Genomic DNA, 14,225 nt, shown 5'->3' with positions numbered 1-14,225 from the left:
CGGCCCTCAACGTTAACGCCGCATTGAGGAGCCTATGCTGATCGCCGCAGCCGCTATTTTCGTCGGGTTAATCGTCCTGCTATGGAGCGCGGATCGTTTTGTGGACGGCGCCGCCGCCACCGCCAAACACGCCGGTATGCCCGCCCTGTTGATCGGCATGGTCGTCGTCGGCTTCGGCACCTCTGCGCCGGAAATGGTGGTGTCCGCCCTGGCGGCGCTGGAGGGCAGTCCCGGTCTGGCGCTGGGTAACGCCGTCGGCTCCAACATCACCAATATCGCTCTGATCCTCGGCGTCACCGCCCTGTTAAGCCCTATCGCCGTTAAGTCCGGCATCGTGCGGCGGGAACTTCCCATCCTGATCGGCGTCAGCGCCGTCGCCATCTTACTGTTGCTGGATAAACACCTGAGCAGAACCGACGCCTTCATCCTGCTCGGCATTTTCGTGGTGGTGATGGGCTGGTCGATCATGACCGGGCTAAAGGGAGATGGCGACGCCTTGGTAGGCGAGCTGGAATCGGAATACGAGCAGGATCATATGAGTCTGAAGATGGCGCTGTTCTGGCTCGTCATCGGCTTGCTGCTGCTCACCGCCAGCTCCCGCTTGCTAGTGTGGGGCGCAGTAGAGACAGCCTCGTTTTTTGGCGTCAGCGATCTGATTATCGGCCTGACCATCGTCGCCATCGGCACCTCGCTGCCGGAGCTGGCCTCCGCCATCGCCGCCACCCGCAAGGGAGAACACGATATCGCCCTGGGCAACGTCATCGGCTCCAACCTGTTCAACACCCTGACGGTGATCGGCATCGCCGGCGCCATCCACCCATTGACCACGGAATCGGATATTCTCTATCGGGATTTCCCGGTCATGGGTTTCCTCACTATCACCCTGTTCGCATTCTGTTATAGCCGCGCCAACCAGGGCCTGATCAACCGCACCAAAGGCGGGTTACTGATCGCCTGTTACGCCGCCTACACAATCTGGTTAGTGCAGTCGGCGCTGTCGCAGGCGTCTCTCGCCTGAAACACCAGCTCCTCGGGAAAAGAGAGAGACTCGCCTTGCTGCGCGCGCTCCGCGGCGGGCAACACGTCCATACTGGGCCATAATCCACTGGACAGCGCGCTGGCGTAGCCATTATCGAGACCACTGCGGCGCATCCTCTCCTGTGCGACACGATAATCGTAACTCAGCCGCTGGTGGCGAATACGCAACCGTCCTTCGCTATCCACCCGCAGCAACGCCCACCACACATCCGGGGAGCCATCATTGGCGGGCATGCCGATGACGCCCGGGTTATGCCAGACCGCGCCATTCACCGCCTGAGTGAACGGAATGCCGCAATGGCCGGCGATCATCAGATCCGCATCGCAGTGCGCTATTTCTTCTTGTTTGATCTCCAGCGGCGTGGACGCGAAGATAAATCGATTCAGCCTCTCAGCGCCGCCATGTATCACCGCGGCGCGCCAGGGACCCAGCCGAAACTGGATACGACGGGGCAACGCCCCCATCCAGGCCCTGGCCTCCGCGGTCAAAGCCTGACGACAGTAGCTGTACCAGTCTTCCGAGAACACCGCGCACTGGCTGCCAGCAGTGAATCCGCACCCGCAGTCGGCGGCGTCTGCAGCCAGCGACTCCTCGCAGTTTCCCATCAACACCTGTACGCCCCAATCGCGTAAGGCCTCTACCACCTCCTGCGGTTCCGCGCAGTAGGCGGCGACATCCCCGGTGCAAATGACGCGATCCGGGGTGACGCCCAATGCCTCCGCCTGCTTTCGCAACGCCAAGGTCGCCTGAAGATTGCCGTAGGGACCGCCAAACACCAAGACAGTGTCATCGAAGGTTCCGAGATCAAGGGTCTTTTGCATCAAAGTCATGTGAGCCGCCTTCACTCCAGCGCCGGTTGCGGCGTCCGGGACGAACGAAACGGAAAACGCGCCCCCACCCAAAAAGCCGCGCACCCCACCGCCATCACGACCAGAGAAATCAGCAACAGTTTGCTGTATTTATGGCTAACGCCGAAAAGCGGCTCAATCAGGTTGCTGTAACTGGACGACTCCGTGAAATACAGCGCCGCGCCCCCCACCGCCACGCAGAAGCTGGTTAAATAGCTCCATAGCGGCACATCACGCCAATCCCGCCACAAAGAGAAAAACACCACAGGCGTCAGATACATGGATGCGGTTCCGCTCACCGCCACGGCGGCGAACAGGTCCTTGCTGCCAAAAAAGACGCACAGCAAACCGGCCGCCATAAACAACGCCATCGCGACACGGCCGTTAGCCAGCGTTGGGCGCAACAGCCCCATGTCCACCGCCGCCAGCTTCGCTGAGCTGGCCAGTGTGGAATCCAGTGTAGACATCGCGGACACCACCAGCGCGGCGCTGAATATCAGCATCGGCGTTTCTCCCAGCAACCGGGTCAACGCCGCATTCATGTCTTCGCCCTGCAGCGCCTGCGCGCCGGCGAACACGCCCAGACATCCAAACAGCGTAATGCACAGACTGCTGATCCAGGCGGCGTGAACAAAGCTCTTCCGCGTAGTTTGCCTGTCCGCCAGGAAGCCGCGGTCCATCATGACCGGGTCATGCATGGGATAACTCCATACCTGCAACAGCGCCACCGCCAGCAGGACAGGACCGGGATCGTCAATGACGAAGGGTTTGAACAACAGCGTCGCGAAACTGAAGTCGTCCGCAGTGAGCGCCACCGCCACCAGCGCGGCGAGCACAACCAGAAAAACGCCCATCTGAAAGACATCCGTGCGCAAAGAGGCATGCAGGCCGCCCAACGCGGAATACAGAAGCGTGATGGCGGAAAATCCGAGAATAGCGATCACATAGGCATGACTGCCATCGGAGCCGAAGAGAATGCCGATCACCAATAAATTGGCGAATACTTCGCTAACTAAACGAATTGCAATCACCAGGTTATAACAAGAGGCGCCTGCGCCACCGAAGCGCAACCGTAAAAATTCCTGAACGCTCTCGCAACCGTGACGAAATCGCAGACTGTCGATAATGGCCGCGCCAGTCAGAAAAGAAAGGTAATAGGCCGCGTAGGCCAACGCGCCCCACAGGCCATAGTAATATCCCAGGATCGCCGCATTCATCAGGGATCTGGCGAAAATCCAGGTGGTGACCTGTGAAAATATCAGCGTTATTAAGCTGGGTTGGCGGCCATCCGGTGAGAGGCCTTTGAAGAAAGCGCCGTCACTTTTGGCGCGCGGCGAGAGAAAAATACTGAAAATGGCGATGATCGCCACGAAAGCCGGCAAAAACGTCGCTGCCATGAAGCACCCCTACAGGCCTGTAATTACATGCGAATATAGGACCAATTATTTGCATTAAAGTTTCCTTAACTTTCTAAAATTAGCTTGATTTCGAACGAATAGACATTATTTACATATGTACTCATGAAGCCTATTTGAAAAATCACGGAGTGTGGTTATATTGATAGGTGTGACGTTATTGTAGTCGTCTCTTATAGTGGGTCAGGCGCATTCCGCGCCGCCGATCACCAGCAGTAATCGTGCGTTATGAATGAAGATCCGAACAAGGACTTATCGGAGCGGTATCATTTGTGGCGCCCCTCGGTTTGGTATCAACATCTTTAGGGAGATTGTATGGACTGGGAAGCGTTATCTGATAGATAGTTGCCAAGGTTGATCCAATACCACCGCTTTAGCGTATTGATATTCAATTCTTCGAAAACTATCCAATTCTGAATTCGTTATACGAAATCAGCTTGATAAAGCTCCTCATTCCTCAAGCAAAGTGAATTGATATGGGCATTACCGTTTTCAAAGACAGCAGCGACAGCACTCGTACCTACCTGCGAATTACCCGCGCCATCAACGGGCGCGAGCAACAACGCTACGTGCGGGTTGAAGGGGCCTCGAAATCAGCCATGAAAAGGGCGATGAAAGAGGCGAAGGAAATCGATCAGCGGTTGGAACAATGGCAGTCCGCCGTTCGTCAGCTCATGATGTTGAAAGGCGATACATTGATCCACGAGGATGGCACCATCCTCGGGTTGCAATTGCAAACCCGGCATCGGGAGGGCCGCAAGCCCGCCACGGAATTTAAACTACGGGTGAAGCTTCCAGGGCGGAAGCCGTTGTTTAAATCGGTATCGGTGGACAAGCATGGCTTTGAGAAAGCGTTTGAGCTATCCGTGAAACGCATCTGCGAATTACGGGGCATAACCGAGGATTCGGAGGCTTATGGCAAGATGCTGATGTGCATCGACGCCTACAAGGAGAAATATGACCTTCCCCCGGGTCTGTCGGAAGCGACCGCCATGCATTTGGACCGAGAGGATTCGCCGGAGAAAGCCGCCAACGAAAAAGGTTGGCTGGACCAGATCTCAGGCTGGTTCAAACGCTGATCCCAGTTTTCCGTAACTGATGTGGCGCGCCGCAACTGCATTGCGGCGTTTCCCGCACACACCGCCAGGCACAGGCGGGGCAGCCGTCCAGGAGGACCTTTGCGCCCGACACGCAGCCAAGCCTGACCGGCGGTTGGAAACACGCCGGGCTATGCTCCGCACCAACCTCTTTATCACCGCCAGTGACAAAGCTTAACGCTGGTCGCCTCGTTGCGGCCATTGCGCTCAGTCTGCGACGGGCGCCTCAGGCGGTTGATAAGACGTGCTCTGTATTGCGGATGCGACGGCGTTACGCCCGGCTTCGCTTTCACGCATGCCATCCCGCTGCGGACGGGCGATATGGTGCGCGCGAAACTGACGCTCCACCCGCATCACCACATCACTTTGGAACGCCTTCTCAAAGCGAACGTCCAACACATAAGCCTTGGCCGTCAGGCGCACCGCCAGACGATCCGCCAGCGCTACTTCCGTCATGACGCAACTGATCGGCTTCTTCAGAAAAATGAAGCGGCTGGTGGCCAGCACTTCGTAAACCAGGTTTTGCGCCAGTTCCAGATCTGCATCAAGGGACAGATAAAACTCCGTCACCACCATCATGTCCAATGCGCCAGTGTTGCCGCTGGAGACAGTCTCCGTGATAAAGCGGGAGTTGGGAATCGTCACCATGTTGTCATCCAGCGTGCGCAGACGCACTGAGCGCAGGCCAATGCTGACTATCTCACCGTAGTCGTCGCCGAACGCCACCCGGTCCCCTACCTGAAAAGGCCGGTCAAACAGCAACATAATGCCGGCGATCATGGACGCGGCGATGTCCTTCAGCGCGAAGCCAATGGCCACCACGGCGCTGCCGCCTATAGCCAGCAGGAATTCTTTTGGCGGTTCGATCACCGTGACCAGCAGCCAGTAGGTTCCGCCGATGTACCAGATGAAGCTGAATAAGGTGATCACCTGCAAGGTCAGGAAACGCTGGCTGGGCAGCTTGTCCATCAGGCTGTCGGACAGATGCCGGGCCGCCCGGTTAACCCCCCAAAGGATAAAAATACCCAGGGCCAGCAGCGCGATTTTGCCGGGCTCGAACAGCCCGCCCAATTGCAACAAGTTTTCGACTGATTGGTTATCCATGCAGAATATTCTTCCTGCCCAGGTAAGTGGTTAAAGCCGGATACCAAAGCGCATGCACGCGATATCTGTCCTTTTCATCTCCCCACAAAATACCCGCCGCGCAGCCGGATTTCAGCGTCTGCCGCACCATCGCCAACGGCAGAGTCGTGGCCGCGGCGATCTCCTGCGGGGTGAGATTCTCATGCTGAATCACCGCCGCCAGCATAAAGCACTCATCGTCCTGCAGAGCGTTCAGCACGGAGGTCGCCACACGCTGGGGAATGCCGATCTCCACCGTGCGGTGATCGAAACGGGCGGATTCCAGCCACAAATGCAACGCCGTCAGTGGATTGCCCGCGCTCAGTTCCCACATCAGGTTGAAGACGCGCGTGTCAGCGGCTTTGAAGGACGCAGACTCCGTGCCCGCCAGCGCCGACAGCAACAATTCATCGTAACGCAAGCGTCGGTGTGAGGCATGATGACGGGACAACAGCAGTTTGCGAATGTCTGTAGGACTCCACTTGGGCATGGCGATGATTGTGGAGAACTGATGATGACGCTGGAAAACCCGACTGAGATAACGCCAGGTCGGCGCATGCATGACGACAATCCAGAAGGTGTCTGGAGAAGCGTCGTTGAGATGCTGCAGGAAGACTTTGACGCCCTCCAACGTCCCTACTTGCGCCAGTAAAAAGTTTTCCGCCTGATCGACAATCACGACTTTTTTCTGCGCAGCCGGCGCCTCCTCTTCCTTTCGCTCGGCGCCCGCGGCCGCAGAGTCAGCGAGAAAGGCCGTCACCGCTTCCACGGAAGTCAGCTTCGGCGGCGCGCTGAGAAAACGCACTGGCGTCTTGTCCCAATGTTTCTCAAACTGGCTGACCAGAGACGTCTTGCCGCTGCCGTGCTCACCCACCAGCAACAACATATTGTCCTCGCCCGGCTTTTCCGCCCAGTCGGCGGCCGGTTTGGTCAAGGTCGCCAGCAGTGCGTCCTGAGCAACAACCGCCTGCTCCTCGCGAGGACGGTCCAGCATCCAATAACGATAAGAGCGGGCCTGATACTCATCCGCCTCCGCGTCGTCGCCCTCTGTCTCCGCGCTGGTGGCGGTTTCCAGATGCAGGCGCAGAATACGCACGCTGAGAGAGCGGTAGGCGTCGAACTGTCCCAGCAGTTGATGCAAACGCAGCAACAGATCCCAACCCTGCGCGACAATGAACAGCAGCGGCCACCAGGGGATGATCCAGGAACGGTCCAGCAGAAGCGAACAGGACTCCCGCGAGTTCACCTTACTCAACCGGCAAATGAACTTGCGGCAGACATCGCCATGACGACGCAACGACAGCACCGCCAGCCCCCACAGATACAGAATCACGGCGCTCTGTACGATGAAATAGACGTATCCGCCTCCCGTGGCTAACGCCATTTCCCGCAACGCCCAACACACTACGGCGCTGACCGCCAAACGTCCCGCCTCAGCCCGCAACAGTTCGCCGGTTTGCTGAGTAACGAACACGCCGCTTTGCCCATACATGCGGGAAAACAGCCACTCGCTCATGACCCGGATACCGCGGAACAGCGCGTAAGCCACGCCCAAGGGGCGCAGCAGATGAAACAGATACCAATGGGAAGGAGACAAATTGCTGAGGGTGACGGACAGCCACCAGATCATCAGCCAGGGCGCATTGGGTTTCAGCACCCAGAACAGACCGTTGACCAGCCGCATGGCGGCGGTCTGTCCCAGCAGTCGCAACAGTCGTCGCTGCAACTGCGACAGCGCCTGGGTCGACCAGGCTGCGGCCCGCGCCATCAGCCAGGCGGCCAGAGCCAGCAAAATCACCTGCAACGACCACAGCGACAACAACGTTATTTGCTCGTGGCGCTCTTGAGCCAGTCTGTATTCTTCCACGACCGGGCCGACCAATGCATTCAGGGTCATTTCCGGCAGCATGATCAACTCCTGCCGCAACCCGGTCCACTCCCGCTGCGGCTCACGCCAGGTGCGCAACGCAGCTCTCACGCCATCGTCCGCAATGCGGTGATTGCGCAGATAAGTCGCCTGTACCCGCAGAGACTCAATAGCTTCAGCCAGCGCCTGGGGCCGCGCTTGCAAATCCGGCAGCCGCGTCGCCAGTTCCCGCACGGGATTGCCGCTCAGCGCCAGGATCTGCGGCCACAAGTCGTCCAGGCTCCCGGACGCTACGTCTACATATAAATGCGCAGCCAATTCCGCCAGCAATGTCTGCGTGCGTTGACTCATCGCCGCCAGACGCTCTACGGCGGCGGCGCGTCGCACCGCTTCGGCCTGGGCTTCAGGGTCGGTTGCGGGTTTACCTGCCTCCGGTGAAGACGGGGTTGGGCTCGCTACCGCTGCGTCAGGCCCAACGTTTTGCGACGCCGCCTGACGTTGCGCCAGTTCCGCCGTCAGTGGTTGCAGGCGCTCCAGCTTCAACAGCAGACGCTGCAACGCCCATCGGATATCCGCGGATTGAGTAAGCAACGTCAGCCGCGCGTCCCGCAGTTGGGTTAATTGAGCGGTCAGCTCCCCCTGCAGCGCCTGCATCGGTTTGAGCAGGCGCGCGCACTGATCCAGTCCCGACGGTGAGATAGGCAGATAGCCGTCAGAGCGCAGCACTTGCAGGTAATCCGCTACGGAGGAATCATCATCCAGCGCCACCGGCGTTAAATGCGATAGTTGAAATCCAGGCTCCACCTCGCCCCGTCGCAACGCGGCGAAAGACGCCAAATCCCGTTGCGACTCCGCCAGACGCACGCGCCATTGTTGCTCCAACAAAGAAATGGCGTCGCAGGGATCACGGGCGAGAGCAGGTTGATGCATCGCCAACAACGCAAAAAGCCCCATCAGGGCCCAGCGCCATCGCGACAATAAGACGGCAGGAACAGGAATGCCGCAGCGGCGGCTGGCGCCGCACGCTACGGAAAGAAAGGTGCGCATCGAAGACATCAAATTTCGATTACGTCCGCAGACAGGAGGGGGTTATCCCGCCTCCCCTTTTTCGATGACTTGCGTTTCCTGCTGGGCATGGGTCAGCCACTCCTGCATTAACGGATCGCTCCAGGTCGTTTCAATATAGCCTGCGCAAACCGCGTTGACTTCAACGCCATAGGTGCGGAAACGGGACGCCACCGGCGCATAGAAGGCGTCGGCGATACTCCATTCTCCAAACAACCAGGGGCCGCGGTCCGCGAAAGCCTCCCGACACTGGGTCCAGATTTCGCAAATACGTGCGACTTCGTCCCGGGTCTCCTCATCCAATTCCACCCGACGGCCGCTTGCGCGACAGTTCATCGGCATGGAGCCGCGCACGCCGAAGAAACCGGAGTGCATTTCCGCGGTCACAGCGCGGGCCCACGCCCGGTCCAGAGAGTCCCTGGGCCAGAATTCAGGCGTCTGTTCCGCCACCCATTCGGCGATGGCCAACGAATCCCATACCGGACGGCTGTCAATCAACAGCGCCGGTACTTTCCCAGCCGGAGAGTATTCCAACAGTTTTTCTTTGTAACCCGGCGTCATCAGGGGGACAAACACCTCTGAAAACGCCAGCCCGCTGCGCTTCAATGGCAGCCACGCGCGTAAAGACCACGACGAGTAATTCTTATTGCCAATAACGAGAGTAAGTTCAGTTTGCATAAGTCCTCCTTTGACTGGACAACTTTAGATCAAATTATCCGGCAATCCTAGATGGCGAGTGAAAGAAGTATTAATTTCATAGAGTTGCGTGTGTTTGGCCGGAAAAATCTTTTTACGCAGGCGAACTATGAAAACGGCCGCTTTTCTGTCAATTTATGGGGCCGGATAAGAAACTGACTCAGCATTTAATGCGAATCCGTCTATTATTATTTAATTACAACTGTTCCTTGAACGGCTGCAGCATGCTTCCGAGGCGTTTCCGCAGGGAGAATTCGAGGTCCAAAGCCCGAAAAAAATTTGCCTGTCCGTCATTCAAAGCTCATGCTTGTCGGTTATTTTTATGAAGGAAATGGTCATTTGAGGGCGTCATGAAAGCACTGCGTCTTATTTTGGTAGTATTCGGGCTGGGATTGATTTGCGCCCCCGCCCTCGCAGAGGGACTCAATGCGCCACAGGGAAGGGCCGTGCTTACCGTCAGCGGTAAAATCGCCAACACTAACGGTAGGAACGTAGCGAAATTCGATCTGGCTATGCTCGATCAACTGCCCCAGCACAGCATCAAGACCAGTACGCCCTGGTTTGATGCGCCGAAGACATTTTCCGGCCCGCTGGCGCGTGATCTGATGAAACTGGTGGGAGCGCAGGGCGGCAAAGTCAAAGCCATCGCTCTGAACGACTACGCCACCAACATCCCGATTCAGGATTTTCAAACCTATGATGTCGTGCTGGCCACGCGTATAGATGGAGAAACGTTAAACATCAGGGAAAAAGGTCCGGTTTTCGTCATCTATCCCTTCGACCTTGTCCCCGAAACCAAAAATGAAATTTTCTTTCAACGTTGCATATGGCAACTTGTTCAGATAAAAGTCGAGTAACCCGCGTAACGCGTCATTTTCAGAGTAGATATTTTTGGTAAAGCGAATTCGGTCGATTCTCGGTGTTGTATTAGCCGCCGCCACAGTCATACTCGCCATCGCCGTTACCGCCACCATAGTCACGTTACGCGAAGGTGCGTTGGAGGTGCGAGTCGCGAAGGACGATTTGTATTGGTCTATTCATCAGATCGAAGTGGAAGTGATGAATATGCTGATCATCGCCCATGCGCTGCAGCATGGCGACCACCTGCCGGAAGATCTGGATATCCGTTACTCGGTGCTGCTTAGCCGCACCGATCTGTTCAAGAAAGGCGAGTTTCGCGAGGCCATCAGTCTGCTGCCAAAAACTCAGGCCCTGATGACCTCCGTCACCTATCAGATCGAAGCCCTGTCGCCTTTATTCGACAACGCCGTCAATGACCCGGACCCGATACTCCCCGAACTGATCGACAAGCTCGACGAAACCCGCCGCATCGCCCATGAGCTGACGCTGATCGCCCACCAGGAGCAGGTGACGCTGCGAGTGGCGAAGCGAGACGAACTGGCCAATATCTTCTTCTATGCGGAAGTGCTGCTGTCCGTGCTGGCGGTAACCGTATTGATCGGTTTCATTTCCCTGTACTGGCTGATGTATCTGGCCAAACAGGCCAAGGTCGAAGCCGATTTCCACCGCCGCCGGGCGGAGGCCAACAGCGACGCCAAGAGCCGTTTCCTCTCCAACATGAGCCACGAACTGCGCACGCCGCTGAATGCGGTCATGGGCTTCGCCCAGCTCATGCAGATGGAAAGCCGCAATCTGTCCCGGGAACAGATGCAGAACATCGACGAAATCTACAAGGCCAGCGAACACCTGCTCTCTCTTATCAACGACATCATGGATCTGTCCAAGATCGAGAGCGGCCAGCTCAGCATCAGCATCGAGCCCTGCTCCGTTCAGTCTCTGGTTAATGAGTCCGTATCCATGATTCGCTCCATGGCGATGATGAACAACATCAGCGTCTATGAGCCGGAAGTGCGCCTGGATTATCTGATCAAGGTGGATCGCACCCGCATGGTTCAGGTGCTGACCAATTTCCTCACCAACGCCATCAAGTACAATCGCAAAGGCGGCTGGGTGAAGGTCGAGCTGGAGCACGAAAGCCGCAGCGGCATGCTGTGCCTGAGCGTGGCGGACAATGGCATCGGCATTCACAAGAAAGATCACCACAAGGTATTCAAACCCTTCGAGCGCCTGGCTCAGGATATGGCGATCGAAGGCACCGGCATCGGACTCGCCCTCAGCCAACAGTTGGTGCTGTTGATGAACGGGCAAATCGGCTTCAAATCCAAGGAAGGCCAAGGCAGTCTGTTCTGGGTGAAATTCCCGATTCTCGATGTGGTCAAAGCCCAGGACCGCAGCGCCGTCAAAGCCGTGTCGCCGCGTCCGCCGGATTTGGAGATTCTGGCTGCGCCCAAAGCCACGGTGCTCTATATCGAAGACAACTACTCCAACATTCGCTTGATGGAGAGCCTGTTCGCCAGTCTACGCAACGTCCAGTTGCTGACCACCAACAATGGCGAGCAAGGTATCGCCATGGCGCGTACTTATCGTCCGCAACTGGTGCTGCTGGATCTCAACCTGCCCACTACTTCCGGGCTGGATGTCTGCTCCCGCTTTCAGGAAGACCCGGAACTCGCCGACATCCCCATCGTCGCCGTCACCGCCAATGTGAACGGCAGCCAGGAAGCCAGTCGGCTAGGCCTCAAGTTTCAGGAGTTCATCCTCAAGCCCATCGACGTGGAGCTGATGAAGTCCACTATCTTCAAATACCTCGGTCGCCCACAGGCGCACTAGACGCGCCTGGCCCTCCAGCCACATTCATACCTGCTTTACGTTATCGCGCTGCGCTGTTTCCAACGAAACTTGGATATTTTACGGCTTTTCGTTTTATATTAACGGCATAGGTCTATTCACGCTGGCGCAGCCCCTCGGGCCTGAGGCGCGGCTGGCGTGCGCGCTGCAGCGCTTGCTGTGCGGGTAGGCCATCAAAAAAGAAAAAGGGTTCAGGACGGCGTCGGTCGGATGCGCTCCGGCAGCGCCGACGATACTAATAAGCATAGAAATGGATGCGATTATGGACAAAGCAGTACACGCCTGCAGGATCTGCATGGGCGGTGTGAATTATATGGGAGCCACGGACTTCAACAAATCCGGCAGTGATCATTTTGAAGGCCGCCGGGTCTTTCCCCCGTCCCTCATTCAAGTCGATTACTACCGTTGCCGCGAGTGCGGCTTCATGTTCACGCCCTATTTCGACGATTGGAGCGATGCGGACTTCGAGCGGCAGGTGTACAACAGCGACTACCTGAAAGCCGATCCGCCCTTCGCCGGTGAGCGCGCCGCTCGCCTGTCGCAATTCCTGACCCGCGCCCTGGATGATGATCTAAGGAATGAGTCCCTGCTCGATTTCGGCGGCGGCGAAGGGCATCTGGAGCGTCTGTTGCGTCGTCAGGGCTTCAGCGATTGCGCCACCTACGACCCTCACCATCACGCCAACTGTAAAAAGCCTTCCCGGATTTACAACCTGGTCACCACCTTCGAAGTGGTGGAGCATGTCAGCGATCAGCACAACCTGTTCAAAGAGCTATGTTCGTTGGTGGCGCCGAACGGCGCGCTGCTGCTGAGCACGCTGTTGCAGCCCAGAGATATTGAAATGCAGGGAGTGGATTGGTGGTACGCCTGTCCGCGCAATGCGCACATGGCGTTTCATACCCGCCGCAGTCTGCAGCGCGTGCTGCAAACTCACGGCTTTTATCTGGAATCGCTCAGCGATGAATTGCACATCGCATTCCGCCGCCCAAACGTGATCAGCGACAAGTTCCTCAGTCTGGGAGCCGCATCCGTGCAGGTCAACGATAGCGTCTGCGCGGGCTAGTCGATGATGAGAACCGCCGCATCCACTGCGGCGGAAGCCGCTCAGTTCAACTCGCCGCTGCATTCAAAACGCTTGAGTTGTTCCTCATAGGGAGCCGTGTTGAAGCCTTTGTCCTGCAGCCATTGAGGATTGTAGTAAGTATCCAGATAACGCTCGCCGCCGTCGCAGATCATACTGACGACCGAGCCGGATTCGCCCCGGGCGCGCATCTCCGCCAGCAATTGTACGGTGGCGTACAGGTTGGTGCCGGTGGAGCCGCCGCAGCGACGATTCAATAAATGCTGCAGCCAGCTTAGCGACGCCATGGAAGCCGCATCCGGCACCTTGATCATGCGGTCCACAATACCGGCGATAAAAGACGGCTCCACACGCGGACGACCAATGCCTTCAATGCAGGAGGGTTGCGCCAGAGTCAGTGAGGCGTCCCGGGTCTGGTAGTAATCGTAGAACACCGAATTTTCCGGGTCCGCCACGCACAGCCGGGTGGCGTGTTGTTGATAACGCAGATAGCGCCCGATCGTGGCGGAGGTGCCGCCAGTGCCCGCGCTCATCACAATCCAGGTGGGAATAGGAAAAGGCTCCGCCCGCATCTGCTGGAAAATGGATTCGGCGATATTGTTGTTGCCGCGCCAGTCCGTCGCCCGCTCCGCGTAAGTGAACTGGTCCATATAATGGCCGTCGACTTCCCGCGCCAGTCGCTCCGCCTCGTCATAAATGCTGCCCGTGCTGACCTTATGGCATTTGCCGCCGTAGAACGTAATCTGATCCAGCTTCTGCTGCGACGTGGACGCCGGCACCACCGCGATGAATGGCAGTCCCAGCAAGCGGGCGAAATAGGCTTCGGACACCGCCGTGCTGCCGGAGGACGCTTCAATGATCGTCGTCCCCTCGCGAATCCAGCCGTTGCACAGCCCATATAAAAACAGGGAACGCGCCAGTCGGTGTTTCAGGCTGCCGGTGGGGTGGGTGGATTCGTCTTTCAAATAGAGATGTATATCTGGAATGCAGGGCAGATCGACCTTGATCAAATGCGTGTCCGCCGAACGTTGGAAATCCGCCTCAATCTTCTGAATCGCCTCACTGACCCAACTCATGCCCGATTACCTCTTAGTTCTGTGGTTAGTTTTCAGAGTTATAAGTATATAGCCTTCAGCTATTAAACCCACTACTCAATTTGTCGAGTCTTTTTGTCCAAACCTTATTAAACATACACCAGAGCAGGTGAGTCGTTCCGTTATCTTACATTCAGTTACAAACGCTGACATTTTAACCGCTGCGGCGGATGGGATTTCCTTGTAAATGCC

At 57.2% G+C, this 14,225-nt stretch carries 11 protein-coding genes; 5 read left to right on the top strand and 6 right to left on the bottom strand.

What is annotated here, in order from left to right; all coding sequences use genetic code 11:
- Positions 1-34: 34 nt before the first annotated feature.
- Complete coding sequence (locus ONV78_RS03545) at positions 35-1,018, top strand: calcium/sodium antiporter (protein ID WP_279501164.1); 984 nt, start codon at positions 35-37, stop codon at positions 1,016-1,018.
- Here the strand turns inward: ONV78_RS03545 and ONV78_RS03540 are convergent.
- Together ONV78_RS03540 and ONV78_RS03535 are read right to left on the bottom strand one after the other, a co-directional pair.
- Positions 967-1,869, bottom strand: coding sequence for a metallophosphoesterase family protein (locus tag ONV78_RS03540; protein ID WP_279501163.1), 903 nt, complete (start codon positions 1,867-1,869; stop codon positions 967-969). The genes ONV78_RS03545 and ONV78_RS03540 overlap by 52 nt on opposite strands.
- 11 nt (positions 1,870-1,880) lie before the next feature.
- The gene (locus ONV78_RS03535; RefSeq protein WP_279501161.1) at positions 1,881-3,284 is read right to left on the bottom strand and encodes a sodium:proline symporter; all 1,404 of its coding nucleotides are present in this window, start codon (positions 3,282-3,284) and stop codon (positions 1,881-1,883) included.
- Between the two features lie 494 nt (positions 3,285-3,778).
- Here ONV78_RS03535 and ONV78_RS03530 point away from each other — a divergent pair, with 494 nt between their 5' ends.
- The gene (locus tag ONV78_RS03530; protein WP_011400375.1) at positions 3,779-4,381 is read left to right on the top strand and encodes a hypothetical protein; all 603 of its coding nucleotides are present in this window, start codon (positions 3,779-3,781) and stop codon (positions 4,379-4,381) included.
- Positions 4,382-4,606: 225 nt separating this feature from the next.
- Here the strand turns inward: ONV78_RS03530 and ONV78_RS03525 are convergent, their stop codons facing one another.
- From ONV78_RS03525 to ONV78_RS03515, 3 genes are read right to left on the bottom strand one after another with little or no spacing between them, the layout of a single operon-like run.
- Positions 4,607-5,503, bottom strand: coding sequence for a mechanosensitive ion channel domain-containing protein (locus ONV78_RS03525; RefSeq protein ID WP_279501158.1), 897 nt, complete (start codon positions 5,501-5,503; stop codon positions 4,607-4,609).
- Entirely contained in the window at positions 5,496-8,444 is a 2,949-nt protein-coding gene (locus ONV78_RS03520) for a hypothetical protein (RefSeq protein WP_279501156.1), read from the bottom strand. The genes ONV78_RS03525 and ONV78_RS03520 overlap by 8 nt, the downstream gene beginning before the upstream one ends.
- Positions 8,445-8,477: 33 nt before the next feature.
- On the bottom strand, positions 8,478-9,131 hold the full coding sequence (locus ONV78_RS03515) for a glutathione S-transferase family protein (RefSeq protein WP_279501154.1): 654 nt from the start codon (positions 9,129-9,131) through the stop codon (positions 8,478-8,480).
- 368 nt (positions 9,132-9,499) lie between these two features.
- Here ONV78_RS03515 and ONV78_RS03510 point away from each other — a divergent pair, with 368 nt between their 5' ends.
- The 3 genes from ONV78_RS03510 (at position 9,500) to ONV78_RS03500 (ending at position 12,921) form a co-directional block, all read left to right on the top strand.
- A complete protein-coding gene (locus tag ONV78_RS03510) occupies positions 9,500-10,006 on the top strand; it encodes a hypothetical protein (protein ID WP_127974103.1) in 507 nt (168 codons plus the stop codon).
- Positions 10,007-10,040: 34 nt separating this feature from the next.
- Positions 10,041-11,840 carry an ATP-binding protein gene (locus tag ONV78_RS03505; protein WP_216736044.1) on the top strand — a complete coding sequence of 600 codons (1,800 nt, stop codon included), beginning with the start codon at positions 10,041-10,043 and terminating at the stop codon, positions 11,838-11,840.
- Positions 11,841-12,120: 280 nt separating this feature from the next.
- Positions 12,121-12,921 carry a class I SAM-dependent methyltransferase gene (locus ONV78_RS03500; protein WP_279501151.1) on the top strand — a complete coding sequence of 267 codons (801 nt, stop codon included), beginning with the start codon at positions 12,121-12,123 and terminating at the stop codon, positions 12,919-12,921.
- 41 nt (positions 12,922-12,962) lie between these two features.
- Here ONV78_RS03500 and ONV78_RS03495 read toward each other — a convergent pair whose 3' ends face one another.
- Positions 12,963-14,015, bottom strand: coding sequence for a PLP-dependent cysteine synthase family protein (locus ONV78_RS03495; protein WP_279501150.1), 1,053 nt, complete (start codon positions 14,013-14,015; stop codon positions 12,963-12,965).
- Positions 14,016-14,225: the final 210 nt, after the last annotated feature.

The sequence above is a fragment of the Hahella sp. CR1 genome (assembly GCF_029813005.1).
GTDB lineage: Bacteria > Pseudomonadota > Gammaproteobacteria > Pseudomonadales > Oleiphilaceae > Hahella.
Note: the sequence above shows the minus strand (reverse complement) of the source record. Positions and strands in the feature narration are given on the sequence as shown.

Bases quoted from the DNA above. Each gene is read 5' to 3' on its own strand.
- ONV78_RS03515 (WP_279501154.1), bottom strand. From the start codon at position 9,131: ATGCAAACTGAACTTACTCTCGTTATTGGCAATAAGAATTACTCGTCG.
- ONV78_RS03500 (WP_279501151.1), top strand. From the start codon at position 12,121: ATGGACAAAGCAGTACACGCCTGCAGGATCTGCATGGGCGGTGTGAAT.
- ONV78_RS03525 (WP_279501158.1), bottom strand. From the start codon at position 5,503: ATGGATAACCAATCAGTCGAAAACTTGTTGCAATTGGGCGGGCTGTTC.
- ONV78_RS03520 (WP_279501156.1), bottom strand. From the start codon at position 8,444: ATGTCTTCGATGCGCACCTTTCTTTCCGTAGCGTGCGGCGCCAGCCGC.
- ONV78_RS03540 (WP_279501163.1), bottom strand. From the start codon at position 1,869: ATGACTTTGATGCAAAAGACCCTTGATCTCGGAACCTTCGATGACACT.
- ONV78_RS03495 (WP_279501150.1), bottom strand. From the start codon at position 14,015: ATGAGTTGGGTCAGTGAGGCGATTCAGAAGATTGAGGCGGATTTCCAA.
- ONV78_RS03530 (WP_011400375.1), top strand. From the start codon at position 3,779: ATGGGCATTACCGTTTTCAAAGACAGCAGCGACAGCACTCGTACCTAC.
- ONV78_RS03535 (WP_279501161.1), bottom strand. From the start codon at position 3,284: ATGGCAGCGACGTTTTTGCCGGCTTTCGTGGCGATCATCGCCATTTTC.
- ONV78_RS03510 (WP_127974103.1), top strand. From the start codon at position 9,500: ATGAAAGCACTGCGTCTTATTTTGGTAGTATTCGGGCTGGGATTGATT.
- ONV78_RS03545 (WP_279501164.1), top strand. From the start codon at position 35: ATGCTGATCGCCGCAGCCGCTATTTTCGTCGGGTTAATCGTCCTGCTA.